Below are 14,803 nucleotides of genomic sequence, written 5' to 3'. Positions count from 1 at the left end.
ATTCAATTTTATTCTTGCTATATTTAATGGAGTATCAAAATGGATAATTCATAAAATATTAATTAAAAATGAAACTATTTTCTAGAAGGGACTTCAGTGCGACTATGGGGAAAGGGATCACTGCCACTGCTTTATTGGGAGGGACAAGTCTAGCCTGTGCAAATAGTACAAAACAGGATAAAAAGAAACTTGGAATTGCTCTTGTTGGATTGGGCAGTTATAGTACCTATCAATTGGCTCCGTCTTTACAGGATACTGAGCACTGTTATCTGGCTGGTATTGTGACAGGAACCCCTGAAAAGGAAAAAGTTTGGCAGGATAAATACGATATACCCTCAAAGAATATTTACAACTATGAAAATTTTGATACAATAGCCAAGAATGATGCCATTGATATTGTATATGTGGTACTACCCAACAGTATGCATGCCGATTTCAGTATTAGGGCTGCTGGGGCTGGAAAACATGTGATTTGTGAAAAGCCAATGGCCATAAGTGTCGAAGAGTGCGACGCTATAATCAAGGCATGTAAAGAAGCTGGTGTAAAATTATCGGTTGGATATAGAATGCAATCGGACCCATATACTAAAGAAGTGAAAAAGTACGTGGCAGAAAAAACATTTGGAGATGTACATTTCGTATCCTCTGATGCCGGATATATTTCACGAGGCAATCCAAACCAGTGGCGTTTGAACAAGAAGTTATCCGGTGGGGGTGCTTTAATGAATATGGGCGTTTATTCCATTCAGACCAGTATATACGGATGTGGTTCAAATCCTTCTTCAGTATCTGCACAGGAATTTAGTACAAGACCAGAATATTTTAAGGAGACGGATGAGACCATAACGGCCCAGTTTGAATTTCCAACGGGTGCAGTGGCACATATGATGACTTCCCATAATGCCAATGGAAATCGGTTAAAATCGCATTGCAGTAAAGGCTGGTTTGAACTGGAACCTGCCCATAGTTATGGGCCCATTAGCGGAAGAACATCCAACGGAAACGTTATTAGCTTTCCCCATAAAAGGCAGCAAGCCCTGCAAATGGACGATTTTGCAAAACACATTCTTCTGGGTACTCCAAATGTAGCGCCCGGTGAAATGGGCAAAAGGGACATGATTATTGTAGAAGCCATTTATAGGTCTATTGCAGAAGGTGGTAAAAAACAAATGCTTGATTTGGGGAATATGGGAATAGTACCATAATTATAATACACTATAAATCAATCACTTATAAATATTTTTAACTATTTATTTAGGATTTGTTCACTTCAAATTCACTATTAATTTACACCATAACGGTTTAGTAATGTTTAGTTAATGGATTACTAATTTTCAGCCAACCTTTTTAAAAGGTTCGGTTTTTAGTTTTGGGCTTCATGTAACCTAAAACTAGAATGGAAATGAAAAAATCAAAAAAATTATTGTTTAAAGTCTGTGCTCTTTCCTTGCTGGGAATTGCCGCCGTAAGTTGTAATCCAGAAGACGGTATGGACGGCCGTGACGGTGTTGATGGTGTTGATGGAAGGGATGGAGTAGATGGTCAAGATGGGGAGGACGGGCAGGACCTTAACATAGCTGAGATGGTACCATTGACCAGTTCCGTAATTCCGGACGATGTATTTGAATTGAAAGGTTCCTTTGCCGGTTCCGCCAACCTTAAAATGATTTTATCTTCCGCCGATATTCTGGAGACGGACTCCACCTTTGTATACGGGTCTTACATGGACGGTGCCGCTCTATATCCTTATGGAGATGGTACGTATGCGTTTATCAACAATTTGGAGGCTGATTATTCGATTGCCCGTATCCGAATGAACTCAAATTTAGAACCCATGGAAGGGGATTACATTGTAAATTCAACGGCCACTGCTTTTACCGCCATGTGTTCCGGTTCTTCCGTAACGGTTGAAGAACATGGGTTTGGCCCATTGTACCTTTCCGGTGGGGAATGGGGAGGAAACGCCAAGGGTGTTTATAAAATAAATCCCTTTAGGGCAGCAGAGGACAGAGTAGAGGCGGAAAGACTTCCTGCAATGGGGGAATGGTCTACTGAAAATGCCGTTGTGATCGGAAAAAATGCATATCCTTCCCAAACCGTGGTATTTATGGGTGACGATGATAGTAATAATACCTACCCACAAGCACATTTTGGAATGTATGTTGGTTCCAGGGGTGACCTTTATGGTGGAAAACTATATGTGTTGAGAGGGAAAAATCCTGTTGAATCCGCACCCGGTGCTGGCGGACAATTATTTGAAATGGGAATGGCAGAAGATATAGAGTATGATGTAGAGTGGGTAGAGGTTACTGAAAGGACCTTGGCCGAACTGAACCAAGAAGCAATTGACTCTTCGGCAATAGGATTCCAGAGAATTGAGGATATAGATTGGAGAAAGGGTTCAGCAAGTGCCGAGCGAGAGGTTTACTTTAATGCAACTGGACGAATTAGAGGTGACAACCCTGACTTAAACCTACGCGGAACTGGATTTGGAAGAGTATATAAGTTAGTGCTGGACCCAAATGACCCTACTGCTGATGCCAAATTAACGGTTGTGGTTGATGGTGATTTAGAAGGAGGAAAAGGAGATGGCTTGCATTCCCCTGACAATATCTTGGTTACCCAAAACTATGCGTACATCCAAGAAGATCCCAACGGCTATGCCTCTTTAAATGCTGATATTTCCGGATTTGCAAAATTGTGGCAATTGGATTTGAATACAGGGGCGTTTACAGAAGTTATGGAATGCAACCAAACAGTTGCGGCGGGACTTGGCCTTGGAACAACGACCGATATGTGGGAAATAACAGGACTCATTGATGTAACCGATATCATCGGGGCATCTGAGCCTACTTTTATGGGCGGTGCGCAAGTTCATGGTTGGAATTTTAGCACGACTCCAGAAACTGCAGTCCGTGCGGACGGATTGAAATTCGTGGATCCAACGGCTATTGATGAATCTAGTGCCACCTTGGAAGGCTCTTTCCTTTTTAAGTTAACTGGGTTACCCAGATAATTTGTAATGAAATTTAAAAAAAGAGGGTTTCTCGTGCGAGAAACCCTCTTTATCTATGCTAAAAAATTGGACAAAATGGGATTGAAGGGTTTTGGATTTTTTATGACCACTATATTTGTACTGATGACTTCATGCAAAGAAGAACAGAAACCTAGGTTGTTGGCTTCAAATGACTTGGAATCGGTTTTTAATGAAGAAATTAGGGAGTACTATTTTGTCACCTTGGATAGCACAGCATGGTATGTTTCGCAAATGGATACAACAAATTCAGTCGAAAGAAATCAAGAGCTATTCCTAAAGTCCAGAAAATGGTATAAAAAAGTGGAACCCATGCTCATAGCATATGATTATGAGAATTACCTTTCCCTGAACGCGCCAAATCTTCTAAAGGTCGAAATAGACGATTATCAGGATGTTAAAGTACTGCAGCCAAAAAGTTTTCAAGTTTTGGAGGAACTATTGTTTGAAGAAGAAGGTTTTTCAAACAAAGATCTAAATGCCGTACTGGATTATTTGAAGGTGCGAATTCCTTTTGTTCGAAAGAATCACATATTGATCAATCAGAGGGATAAACATCACCTCAAAATGATTCGTGATGCTATTTTAAACATTGCGGCCAAGGGAATTACGGGTTTTGATTCCCCTATGCTGTCCAACTCCTTGAACGAAGCTGTTTACAACTACGAAACCCTTGGCAAGGTTATCGACATTTATGAAAATGCCTTTACTGACAAATCCATCTATCAAAGTTGGAAGGCCGAAATTACGGGGACGATAAATGACCTTAATTCTTCTGATTTTGACAGTTTTGACAGATATACTTTTATAAAAAGCCATACCAATAAACAATTGGATTTGGTCAATAAAACCGCAAAGGATTGGAGAATTATTATGAATACCTCCCGCACCTTAAATCCCACCATAGACAATCTCTTTGATAAAAACTTTTTCAATATGAAGATGTTTTCGGAACAACGTGAACCTCAATTGACCGACGAACGAATAGAGTTGGGAAGAAAACTTTTTAATGATACTTCTTTATCTAGCCCAGGCACTATTAGCTGTGCTACATGTCATATAAAGGAGAAAGCCTTTACTGACGGACTTAAAATAGCTGTCGGTATTAACAATAAAGAACTTCAAAGAAACACTCCTACGTTAAGTTACTCCGCTTATCAAACCTCGTTCTTTTACGATGGTCGTTCGGACGGTCTTGAAGACCAAATCGTAAATGTGGCGAACAATGAAGATGAATTTCATATCGATTTAAAGCTTTTGGAGCAAAAAATCCGAGCGAATGCCGATTATAAAGTGCAGTTCGATTCCCTATACAATGGCATAATTTCAGATTTGAACGTACGGAATGCAATTGCTACCTATATACGAAGTTTGGCTCCGTTCGATTCTAAATTTGACCGAAATATGCAGGATTTGGAAGCATCCCTAACTGACGAAGAAATACAGGGTTTTAATCTATTTATGGGGAAGGCTGCTTGTGCAACGTGTCATTTTCCACCGGCATTCAACGGGACCGTTCCCCCCAAATACTCGGAAACTGAATTCGAAAATCTGGGCGTGCCAAAAACCGATGATTTTGACCATCCGCAATTGGATAAGGATTTGGGACAGTATTTTCCTTACAAGGTCTCAGAAAAACGTAATTTTTTCAAAACATCTACGGTAAGGAACAGCGCATTGACCGCGCCATACATGCATAACGGTGTGTACGAAAACTTGGAAGACGTCATTACCTTTTATAATGTGGGTGGTGGACAGGGGATGGGACTTGATGTACCCAACCAAACCCTACCTGCCGATTCATTGGGTCTTACGGATAATGAATCCAAGGCCATTATTGCATTTTTAAGGACCTTGACGGATATGGAATTCGAAAATATAGATTAAAATTTTTCAAAAACACCCAGTCCAAATAGTGCAAAATCATATTTAACTGGATCCATTGGGTCCAGTTTTCTTAAATTTTTGTCCAGCTCGGCCAAGGCTTTTGCATCGTTTTGTTTACGCTTAAGGAGTTTTAGTTTTCTTGCAACATTCCCGGAATGTACATCCAAGGGACAAGATAATTTTGAAGGTGGAATTTCTCGCCATAGTCCAAAATCAACTTGGTTGTTTGCATCTCTGACCATCCAGCGCAAAAACATATTGATGCGTTTGGCGGCCGAGCCCTTTAGAGGATCAGAAACATGTTTAGTGGTTCTCTGTTCAAAAGGCAACTCAAAGAAAATTCCCTTAAAATGCGAAATAGTGGGCTGCAAGGAGGAATCAGTTTGGTATTTTGTAAACACTCCTTGCAAACCTCCATGTTGGTTATAAATGTTCTTTAGGCTTTGGATAAAATAGATCAAATCGGTTCCATTGAAAGTCCTATGGACAAAGCCCTGCAATAATTCTAGATCAGAACCTTTATGGTTCATGACGAAATCATGGGGACTATTTCCCAATAACTCCATCATTCGGTTTGCATTGTTGATAATGCTTTTTCTATTTCCCCAAGCTATGGTGGCCGTTAAAAAAGCACTAATTTCTATGTCCTCCTTTTTGGAAAAGAGATGAGGAATTTGAATGGGATCAGATTCCAAAAATTTAGGATTATTATATTCCTGAACTTTTTGATCCAAAAACTCCTTTAATTCCTTTTTGGTCATTCGATAGGGATATCAAACAGTTTGAAGATAAAAATGGGGCCGGCCAGTATCAAGTTATAAAAGGCATGCATAATCATGGAGAAGACCAGTCCAAATTTTACCCTTGTAAAACCAAGCAATAGTCCGGCAGAAAGCTGGGGAGCCACTAAAAAAGGGGAAAGCAGCAAATTTTGTAGGTTCATCTCGTAATTGGTAATATGCATAAAACCAAAAACCAAAGTGAGTACATAAAATATATACGGGAACATTTTTGAATTTTTGAACCAACCCATGGGGCCTCTGAACATTAACTCTTCCATAATAGGGGCTCCTAGCACGGCAAATAAAAAGAGGTAGATTGCTGGATAGTTTTCTAGAAAATCATCCATCGCATGTTTACCCAAATCCAGACTAAATACCGTTTCTATTAAACCTATAAGGATACTTAGAACAACGCTAATAGAAATAGCCAAAACCGTGAGTTTTAGAATATATTTTAATTTTTCTTTAGTGCGTAGGGAATTGTCTACCTGATAAACAGGCTTTTTTAGAAATTGAATGATTTCTTCGATCATGAATAGGATTTAGGAAAGAATAACTTCTTTGTCCACGATTTTCCCATCTACCATGGTCAATTTTCTATCGGCCATTTCTGCGAGATCTTCATTATGGGTAACGATTACGAAGGTTTGACCAAATTTTTCGCGAAGCTCAAAAAACAAATTGTGCAGGTTGTCCGCACTTTCAGAATCTAGATTTCCGCTGGGTTCATCGGCAAAAATAATGGAAGGATTGTTGATCAACGCCCTGGCAACGGCAACTCTTTGCTGTTCACCACCCGAAAGCTCCGAGGGTTTATGGTCATAACGATGTGATAGTCCCAAGAAGTCAAGTAGCTCTTTGGCTCTTATTTCGGCATCTGTTTTAGGCGTTTTTTTAATAAAGGCAGGAAGGCATACATTTTCTAAGGCCGTAAATTCCGGAAGTAGTTGATGAAATTGAAAAATGAAACCAATATGTTCATTTCTAAATTTGGCCAGCTCCTTATCGGATAATTTTGGGGTCTCGGTGCCATTGACTATAAGTGTGCCGTCTTGGGCATTCGAGAGGACATCCAAGGTGCCCAGAATCTGCAGGAGTGTTGTTTTTCCTGCCCCTGAAGCACCTACAATAGATACGATTTCTCCTTTCTTTATGTGCAGGTTTACGCCTTTTAATACTTCCAAGGCTCCATAATATTTATGGATGTTAGTGGCTTTGATCATATCATGGATAAATGAGTCAGTGAAATTAAAGAAAGGGGGCCATATAAAAAAATAGGTGCAAAATTACACCTCCTTATAATCTCTTTTGCGAGATGGCTAATCTAAAATTTACATAGCTAAAAAGAAATTTAACGATATATTAGCTAGTAATGATGTTACAATGAATATTTTTGTTTAATATTTTAATCATTTACTTAAACATTATAAATGTCGCCATACAGAAATTTAGAGGAATACAATTTGGAGATAACCGATGAAATAAAAGAAAAATTCTCGTCGGTCATAGATGAAATAGGAGAGGATAAAAACAGGGAAGGTCTTCTAAAAACTCCTGAAAGGGCCGCCAAAGCGATGCTCTTCCTTACTCAGGGATATAAACAAGATGCCGAGGAAATTTTAAGAGGGGCCATGTTTAAGGAAGATTATGATGATATGGTCATCATAAAGGATATTGAATTGTATTCCTTGTGTGAGCATCATATGCTTCCATTTTTTGGAAAGGCACATATAGCCTATATTCCCAATGGGCATATTGTTGGTCTAAGTAAAATTCCTAGAATCGTCGATGTCTTTGCCAGAAGACTTCAGGTTCAGGAACGCCTTACGCATGATATCTTGGAATGTTTAAACAATACATTGAAGCCCAAGGGCGTGGCTGTTGTTATAGAAGCATCCCACATGTGCATGATGATGAGGGGTGTACAAAAACAAAATTCGGTGACCACTACATCTGGATTCAGAGGTCAATTTGAAAAAATCGAGACTCGAAACGAGTTTTTAAAATTGATCAGTTCTGATCTATCTTGATTAAATAAAAATCAGTGAGTTTTTTCTTGGCATTGTTGTTGTTCAATTAGGTAGGATTTTTAATTTTACTATATGACGACGACCAAAGACAAAAAATATAAGCAGTTATTCCTTGGGCTTCTTTTTGATGCCATTGGAATGTTGTCTTTTGCCATTCCATTTATCGGAGAATTTTCTGACGTTATTTGGGCACCTTTGTCGGGTTGGCTCATGACAAGAATGTACAAAGGGAAAATAGGTCAGGCAGCCGGTGTTATAACTTTCGTTGAAGAGATAATACCAGGTTTGGATGTCATTCCCACTTTTACCATAATGTGGTTTTATACCTATGTATTTAAGTCTTCCAAAAAACACAAGACGATCGAGGTCTAATTTCTTCCAAAATGCTTGAAAAGATGTAACTTTAGGAACAAATCCAAACATCTTGAAAAGAAGGAATTTCGTAAAAAAGACCGGTCTCGGTGGATTGTCCGCAATAGTGTTCAGCGATATTGTCTACCGGAATTTAATGCCTAAAGACTATGTTCCGTTGGCCTTCCAAGACCCAAATCCATTTAAAATGTTCAATAAGGACCCGGAAATGGTCCTACTTAATGATAAACCTTGGAACATGGAGGCCAGGGCGCACCTTCTAAATGATGAAATTACCCCAAACAAATACATGTTCATTAGAAACAATGGAATCATTCCAGAGAACATTGATGTATCAACATGGACATTAAAGATTGACGGTGAGTCCGTAAAACAAGAGAAAACATATACACTTGGAGAATTAAAATCTAAATTTCCAAATTACACATATCAATTGACCTTGGAATGTGGGGGTAATGGGCGAAGTGAATTTAACCCACCTGCCAAAGGAAACCAATGGACAATAGGGGCTGTTTCCTGTGCAGCATGGACGGGAGTTAGGCTGCGCGATGTTTTAGAGGATGTTGGTATTAAACCAGATGCTGTTTATATTGGCTATCATGGTGCGGATATTCATCTCAGCAGAAACCCCAATAAAGAGTCCATATCAAGGGGAGCGCCTATGTCCAAGGCATTGCAAAATGAAACACTCTTGGCATTTGCCATGAATGGGGAAGATATTCCATTGGCACATGGCTACCCTTTAAGATTGGTCGCCGGGGGATGGCCGGCTTCTGTATCGGGTAAATGGATCAATAGAATCAGTGTTAGAAATAAAATCCACGATGGCGAAAAAATGGGGGGAAGCTCCTATCGTGTTCCCTGTGAAACCGTAGCTCCTGGAGAAACCGTGGCGGATGAAAATATGTGCATCATTGAGTCCATGCCCGTTAAGTCCTTGATAACTTCTCCTAAATCTGGAGCCATTATAACAATGGATACTGCATTTCACATTTCCGGACATGCCTGGGCGGGAGAATTTGAGGTTCAAAAAATGGAGTGTTCCATAGATTTTGGTACATCTTGGCATACGTGTAATTTAAAACCTCCCGTGAATCGTTTGGCCTGGCAACATTTTGACCGATTGATTAAATTTCCAAAAAAGGGATACTATGAGGTTTGGGCAAGGGCAACGGATAGTGAGGGCAATAAACAGCCCATGGTGCTACCTGGTTGGAATCCAAAAGGATATCTAAACAATGCCTGTCATAGAATTGCAGTAAAAGTAGTATAAGTACCTTTAAGTGATTTCATGAATAGAAAACCGATACATACCTATTTAGCCATTGCGGCGCTAATACTCATTTCCATGGGTGTGATTTTTTTGTTTATAAGGGACTCTGAGGTTGTAACCAATGCCAACCCCGAATTAATTGACAATGAAGTAGAAAGTCAAAATACTATTGTTGACGGAATACATGTTAGCACAGGATTGATAGAGGGAGAAGGTCTGGAAGAAGTTGTGACCAATTGTACCACATGCCATTCCTCCAAACTGATTATCCAGAATAGAATGACCAAAGAACAGTGGAATGCCACTATTCGATGGATGCAGGAAACTCAAGGTCTCTGGGATTTGGGAGATAATCAGAAAATAATCGTGGACTACTTGACTACAAATTACCCTGTTTTTAAGAAGGGGAGGAGGGCCGTGTTAGAAGATATTGAATGGTATACATTAGAAGGCAAATAAGTTAGCTATTTCTTACTCCCTATTACCCATAGAACTGTTCCTGTGCCTGCAAGGCCTGTGCCTGCGCCCAGTATAACCACTCCAAAACCTCCTCGTGCATCACCATAACAATTACCGTTGACACATTCATAATAAAGTTCATCTGCTCCTGCCACCATGATACCCTCAATTATGGCTAAAGGAACTCCTATGTACGTCAATATCCTACCTGTTTTTTCTAGGGGATGTCTCCTTCTTTTAAATGGATATTCCATGTTTAGTCGCCTATTGAGTGCATGAAAATCGTTATTTACGGACAACATGTCATTAACTTTAGGATAGCTGTCATGAAAATTTTGTTCTAAGCCAAAATGATTTTCCGTTAAAGTTGAGTAATCAATAGTAACACCGTTTTCAACGAATTCATAGGCCTGGAAATCCGAATAATTATAGGTGTTTTCCTGTGAATGCAGGTTTACGAAGATAAAAGCTGTGATAATGACTAAGGATACTTTTAGGTGGCTCAATGTCGTTGTGTTTAATTTAAATATTGGGGGTATAACGTGGATATAACGAAAAAAGTCTTTCCAATTTATTGGAAAGACTTTTTCATAACTTGAACAAAGTAATCTATAGAATTTAAAAATATTTATGGAGCAACCCCTTTTGTTTTACTCAACAACTAGGGAAAAACTTTGGGCAATATCAGTTTCGCCACCTGCATCGGCCAAGGTACCATCGTTTGGTTTTTTAGGCTCATGTCGTAATGTAATTTGTAAGGGGTAGTGACCTCATAGCTGCATAAAGCGACAACTTAGCCCACAAGCCCTGTAAACACTGATATCGAATTTATCTCAAATATAGCGTATTAAGATAAATATGCTAATTTGTGGCAAAAACACATGGAACAAAACCAGTATCAGGATTGGTACCTGACCTACGATGAGTCAATATTGTTGAAGAATAAAAGCTTTCCCCATAAACTGGCTTTTGCAGTCCAATTGAAACAATATTTATCCACAGGTTCATTTCCTAAAAGTAAATCAAGTTTGGTAAGTGGTCTGGTTTCCCATTTAAGTGAACAGTTGGAGACCAATGAATCTATTTTAAATGAGTATGATTGGTCGCAAAGAACCGCAGAACGTCATCGTAAAGAAATATTAAAATTCTTGGGCGTTGAAAAAACAAATGAAGAACACCGCGAAGATCTTATCGATTTTTTGATTGACGACATCCTTCCCTTTGGAAGTACAAAAACAGAAATCGAAGATGTTTGCCTTAAATGGTTCTTTGAACATAAACTTTCAGCTCCTACGGAAAAAGTACTTTCCCGTATAATTTCCACTGCACTCTCGAAATTTGAAAACAGATTTTTCGATCAGGTTGCATCATTGTTGGGAAGGGGTACAACGGAATTATTCGACCGTTGCCTGAGAAGCGATCCAGGCGAAAAGGGTTCGTTTACTTGGCTTCGTTCAGATCCTGGACGTGTTGGCCTTCTAACCGTTCTTGATGAGCTGGACAAATTGGCATTTATAGAGGATTGCGCAATTCCTATTCAAGAAATCGGTGGGATACATCCCAAGATTAGGGAAAGATTGTACAAAAGAATAGCTTCGGAATCCGCTTGGGAGATAAGGCGACACCCACCATATATTAGGGATACCCTGATGGGTGTCTTTCTTTTTTCCAGAAGGCAAAAAATCATAGATGACCTTGTGGATCTTTTCATTCTCATTGTGGGAAAACTATCAAAGAAGGCAAAAAAGAAAGTAGAGACCGCACTGGTAAAGGAATTGAAACGCGTTTATGGTAAGACGACAATATTGGCCCGAATCGCCGAGGCATCATTGAAGGACCCTAAAGGAACCATCAATAGGGTAATATTTCCCATTGCAAATAAATCGAAGCTTTCCGATATCGTCAAGGAGTATAAATATTCCGGTAAGGGTTTCAAAAATGAAATCCATGGATTGGTGCGTTCCAGTTATTCCTCACATTATCGGAGAATGGTCCCGAAAATATTGGGCAGTCTTACCTTCAGGTCGAACAACGATCTGCACGTACCTATTTTGGACGCGATAGATTGGCTGTTGGAGAACCCTATGCCAAACTCAAAATTCTCAATGGACGATGACTCGATTCCCACTTCGGACATCATCAAGCCCAGCTTTGTAAAACTTGTCAAAGGGATGGGCAAAGGCGATATGGATCGGATAGACTATGAAATAGCAGTACTTGAAGCTTTGAGAAAGAGGCTCCGTTGCAAGGAAATATGGGTTGAAGGAGCCGATAGGTACCGTAATCCCGATGAGGATGTACCTAAAGACTTCAATATGAACAGGAAATTTTATTACGACCGGTTGGGCGTAGAGAACGACCCCGTGGAATTTACCAAGGGATTAAAGGAAGAAATGGAAATCGCACTGAGAACGTTAAATGAAAACTTGCCGTCCAACAAGTATGTAAGATTACGGCAAAGCGGCATCAAGAACATTGTTCTCTCCCCCATGGACCCGCTCGTGGACCCACCGAACATAAATGCGCTCAAGGGAGATGTACAATCCAGATGGCCAATGACATCACTTTTGGAAATCCTTCGCGAAGCGGACAGTTGGTCCGGGTTCACAAAATTGTTCAAGAGTATCCGGACATCTGAACGTTTGACACCGGAACAGCTCAGAAAAAGACTATTGTTGGTTCTTTATGGGCTTGGAACCAATATGGGACTTAAAAGAATAGCGTCAGGTAATAATGTAAGCTACAAGGAGCTCCGTCATGTAAAGAATGTATATGTACACAAAGATTCCCTGCGCAGTGCCATTAGGGAAGTGGCCAATGGGGTATTCTCCGTAAAGGACACCAAACTCTGGGGCGAGGCAACGACCTCATGTGCCTCCGATTCCAAAAAGTTCGGGTCCTGGGACCAGAACCTGATGGCGGAATGGCACATCCGGTATGGAGGAAGGGGCGTTATGATCTATTGGCACGTGGACACGCGATCCACCTGCATCTATTCCCAACTAAAGAAATGTTCCTCATCAGAAGTGGCCAATATGATAGAAGGTGTACTCAAGCATTGTACCGATATGAAGGTGGAAAAACAGTTTGTGGACACCCACGGTCAGAGTGAGGTCGCGTTTGCTTTTTGCAAGCTCTTGGGGTTTGAACTAATGCCAAGGTTGAAGAATATTGCCTCCCAGAAACTTTACCTACCCGATATTTCCCTAAAGAAAGAACTTAAAAACCTTTTACCGATACTCAATAGAGGTATCAAATGGGAAATCATCGAGAGGCAATATGATGAAATGGTAAAATATACCGCTGCTTTGGAACAGGGTACCGCCGACCCTGAATCAATTTTAAAGAGGTTCACCAGGGGTAACGAGAGCCATCCGACATACAGGGCCCTGCAGGAACTAGGAAAGGCGGTGAAAACGATATTCCTTTGCAGGTACCTTGCCGATGGGGACATCAGACGTGAAATACACGGGGGGCTGAACGTGATAGAGAATTGGAACTCTGCCAACGGTTTCATTTTTTTTGGAAAAAGTGGTGAAGTTTCCTCGAACCGATTGGAAGAACAGGAACTATCCGTACTTGCACTTCATCTGCTCCAGAACTGTTTAGTCTATGTGAACACACTTATGATCCAACGTGTGGTTTCCGAGAACGGATGGATGGACAGGTTTTCAAAAGAAGATTACCGAGCATTGAGCCCGTTGATACATGCACATGTGAACCCTTACGGGAAGTTTGAGCTTGATATGGACAAAAACCTCGGTCTGGCCGTGTAGGGTAATCATCCTCTGTACCAAAAATGGTTCCTTTCATGAAACTCAATTAGTTCATCTGAAATTAAATTAGCTTACAGACTTTTTATTTTAAGAGGTTGTCATGAATAATTAAGATATATTCCAAATAACGCAAAATACTCTAAAAATTTTGTTAAATAAGAATCATATTCTTATTTTCATTACTTTTAAAATAAATATCAAATGACTTATGGCAAATGTACTATGGTTACAAGGAGGTGCATGTAGTGGCAACACAATGTCCTTTTTGAACGCCGAAGAACCAACGGTGGTAGAACTTATTACCGATTTCGGGCTAAACATTTTATGGCACCCAACAACCGGTTTACAGATTGGGGACCAAGTTCAAGACCTATTAAAGGATATCCTCGCAGGAAAAGTGCAGATGGATATTCTTGTTTTTGAAGGCTCGATAATTCAAGGCCCGGATAACACAGGAACCATGAACTTATTCGCTGACCGTCCGATGAAGGACTGGATTAAGGAACTCTCAGAAGTTGCGGGCTATGTCGTCGCTATTGGCGATTGCGCAACATGGGGAGGCATACCTGCAGTTCCGCCAAACCCTAGTGAATCTACTGGAATGCAATTCCATAAAAAGAACAAGGGTGGGTTCTTGGGCCCTGACTATGTTTCAAAAGGTGGTTTGCCAGTAATAAATATACCAGGTTGCCCTGCGCACCCAGATTGGATTACTCAAATTCTTGTCGCGATTTCTGTGGGAAGGATAGGCGATGTGCTTATTGATGATTACCACAGGCCAAAAACGTTTTTTACCGACTTTGTTCAGACAGGTTGTACCAACGTAGTCAACTTTGCACAAAAAGTCGATGGTGGATTTGGCCAAAGGGGTAACGGATGCCTCTTTTACGAGGTTGGATGTAGAGGCCCAATGACAAGAGCGAGTTGTAACAATATATTGTGGAACAGACAATCTAGTAAAACCCGAGCTAATCATCCTTGTTTGGGCTGTACCGAACCTGGCTTTCCACATCACGACCTTATGAAAGGTAGTGTTTTTAAGACCATGAAGTACATGGGTACATTTCCTAAAGAAGTCCCAGAGGGTAGGAACAAATTGGCTTACTATTTAGAGGCCGGTTTCCAGAAAGTATTACCTACAAACCATAGGGTTAAGGAAGGTTCAAAATAATAGCAACGAAAAAGAATAA

Annotated in this window: 13 protein-coding genes; 9 read left to right on the top strand and 4 right to left on the bottom strand. The window is 40.2% G+C overall.

The features are described from left to right. The first annotated feature begins 68 nt into the window (after nucleotides 1–68). The 3 genes from CJ263_RS19800 to CJ263_RS19790 all read left to right on the top strand — a co-directional run bounded on the left by CJ263_RS19800 (nucleotide 69) and on the right by CJ263_RS19790 (nucleotide 4,921). Nucleotides 69–1,205: a Gfo/Idh/MocA family protein gene (locus CJ263_RS19800; RefSeq protein ID WP_094998844.1), complete on the top strand. Its 1,137-nt coding sequence runs from the start codon at nucleotides 69–71 to the stop codon at nucleotides 1,203–1,205. Between the two features lie 197 nt (nucleotides 1,206–1,402). Continuing rightward, nucleotides 1,403–3,016: an alkaline phosphatase PhoX gene (locus CJ263_RS19795; protein ID WP_158657207.1), complete on the top strand. Its 1,614-nt coding sequence runs from the start codon at nucleotides 1,403–1,405 to the stop codon at nucleotides 3,014–3,016. A gap of 6 nt (nucleotides 3,017–3,022) precedes the next feature. Continuing rightward, entirely contained in the window at nucleotides 3,023–4,921 is a 1,899-nt protein-coding gene (locus CJ263_RS19790) for a cytochrome-c peroxidase (RefSeq protein ID WP_094998842.1), read from the top strand. Here the strand turns inward: CJ263_RS19790 and CJ263_RS19785 are convergent. From CJ263_RS19785 to CJ263_RS19775, 3 genes are read right to left on the bottom strand one after another with little or no spacing between them, the layout of a single operon-like run. Next, on the bottom strand, nucleotides 4,918–5,682 hold the full coding sequence (locus CJ263_RS19785) for a TIGR02757 family protein (protein ID WP_094998841.1): 765 nt from the start codon (nucleotides 5,680–5,682) through the stop codon (nucleotides 4,918–4,920). The genes CJ263_RS19790 and CJ263_RS19785 overlap by 4 nt on opposite strands. Beyond that, entirely contained in the window at nucleotides 5,679–6,236 is a 558-nt protein-coding gene (locus CJ263_RS19780; protein WP_094998840.1) for a CPBP family intramembrane glutamic endopeptidase, read from the bottom strand. The genes CJ263_RS19785 and CJ263_RS19780 overlap by 4 nt, the downstream gene beginning before the upstream one ends. A 9-nt stretch (nucleotides 6,237–6,245) precedes the next feature. Next, entirely contained in the window at nucleotides 6,246–6,926 is a 681-nt protein-coding gene (locus CJ263_RS19775) for an ABC transporter ATP-binding protein (RefSeq protein WP_094998839.1), read from the bottom strand. Nucleotides 6,927–7,133: 207 nt separating this feature from the next. On the opposite strand from CJ263_RS19775, the gene folE reads away from it, so the two are divergent. The 4 genes from folE (at nucleotide 7,134) to CJ263_RS19755 (ending at nucleotide 9,837) form a co-directional block, all read left to right on the top strand. Next, complete coding sequence (gene folE, locus CJ263_RS19770) at nucleotides 7,134–7,733, top strand: GTP cyclohydrolase I FolE (RefSeq protein ID WP_094998838.1); 600 nt, start codon at nucleotides 7,134–7,136, stop codon at nucleotides 7,731–7,733. Nucleotides 7,734–7,805: 72 nt separating this feature from the next. Then, on the top strand, nucleotides 7,806–8,105 hold the full coding sequence (locus CJ263_RS19765) for a hypothetical protein (protein ID WP_094998837.1): 300 nt from the start codon (nucleotides 7,806–7,808) through the stop codon (nucleotides 8,103–8,105). Nucleotides 8,106–8,157: 52 nt separating this feature from the next. Next, nucleotides 8,158–9,378, top strand: a complete 1,221-nt coding sequence (locus CJ263_RS19760; protein WP_094998836.1) for a sulfite oxidase — start codon at nucleotides 8,158–8,160, stop codon at nucleotides 9,376–9,378. Nucleotides 9,379–9,396: 18 nt separating this feature from the next. After that, nucleotides 9,397–9,837 (top strand): monoheme cytochrome C, encoded by a 441-nt coding sequence (locus CJ263_RS19755; protein WP_094998835.1) that lies wholly within the window; start codon nucleotides 9,397–9,399, stop codon nucleotides 9,835–9,837. 5 nt (nucleotides 9,838–9,842) lie between these two features. Here CJ263_RS19755 and CJ263_RS19750 read toward each other — a convergent pair whose 3' ends face one another. Then, on the bottom strand, nucleotides 9,843–10,343 hold the full coding sequence (locus tag CJ263_RS19750; protein WP_094998834.1) for a hypothetical protein: 501 nt from the start codon (nucleotides 10,341–10,343) through the stop codon (nucleotides 9,843–9,845). A gap of 375 nt (nucleotides 10,344–10,718) precedes the next feature. On the opposite strand from CJ263_RS19750, the gene CJ263_RS19740 reads away from it, so the two are divergent. After that, complete coding sequence (locus CJ263_RS19740; protein WP_094998668.1) at nucleotides 10,719–13,613, top strand: Tn3 family transposase; 2,895 nt, start codon at nucleotides 10,719–10,721, stop codon at nucleotides 13,611–13,613. A 208-nt stretch (nucleotides 13,614–13,821) separates the two neighbouring features. Beyond that, nucleotides 13,822–14,784, top strand: a complete 963-nt coding sequence (locus CJ263_RS19735; RefSeq protein ID WP_067037452.1) for an NADH-quinone oxidoreductase subunit B family protein — start codon at nucleotides 13,822–13,824, stop codon at nucleotides 14,782–14,784. Nucleotides 14,785–14,803 lie beyond the last annotated feature (19 nt).

The sequence above is a fragment of the Maribacter cobaltidurans genome, from assembly GCF_002269385.1.
In the GTDB taxonomy this organism is placed as follows: domain Bacteria; phylum Bacteroidota; class Bacteroidia; order Flavobacteriales; family Flavobacteriaceae; genus Maribacter; species Maribacter cobaltidurans.
Note: the sequence above shows the minus strand (reverse complement) of the source record. Positions and strands in the feature narration are given on the sequence as shown.

What these genes read in the sequence shown, in the direction of transcription:
- CJ263_RS19795 (WP_158657207.1), top strand. Translation starts at nt 1,403, where the DNA reads ATGAAAAAATCAAAAAAATTATTGTTTAAAGTCTGTGCTCTTTCCTTG.
- CJ263_RS19800 (WP_094998844.1), top strand. Translation starts at nt 69, where the DNA reads ATGAAACTATTTTCTAGAAGGGACTTCAGTGCGACTATGGGGAAAGGG.
- CJ263_RS19755 (WP_094998835.1), top strand. Translation starts at nt 9,397, where the DNA reads ATGAATAGAAAACCGATACATACCTATTTAGCCATTGCGGCGCTAATA.
- CJ263_RS19740 (WP_094998668.1), top strand. Translation starts at nt 10,719, where the DNA reads ATGGAACAAAACCAGTATCAGGATTGGTACCTGACCTACGATGAGTCA.
- folE (WP_094998838.1), top strand. Translation starts at nt 7,134, where the DNA reads ATGTCGCCATACAGAAATTTAGAGGAATACAATTTGGAGATAACCGAT.
- CJ263_RS19785 (WP_094998841.1), bottom strand. Translation starts at nt 5,682, where the DNA reads ATGACCAAAAAGGAATTAAAGGAGTTTTTGGATCAAAAAGTTCAGGAA.
- CJ263_RS19735 (WP_067037452.1), top strand. Translation starts at nt 13,822, where the DNA reads ATGGCAAATGTACTATGGTTACAAGGAGGTGCATGTAGTGGCAACACA.
- CJ263_RS19765 (WP_094998837.1), top strand. Translation starts at nt 7,806, where the DNA reads ATGACGACGACCAAAGACAAAAAATATAAGCAGTTATTCCTTGGGCTT.
- CJ263_RS19775 (WP_094998839.1), bottom strand. Translation starts at nt 6,926, where the DNA reads ATGATCAAAGCCACTAACATCCATAAATATTATGGAGCCTTGGAAGTA.
- CJ263_RS19790 (WP_094998842.1), top strand. Translation starts at nt 3,023, where the DNA reads ATGAAATTTAAAAAAAGAGGGTTTCTCGTGCGAGAAACCCTCTTTATC.
- CJ263_RS19780 (WP_094998840.1), bottom strand. Translation starts at nt 6,236, where the DNA reads ATGATCGAAGAAATCATTCAATTTCTAAAAAAGCCTGTTTATCAGGTA.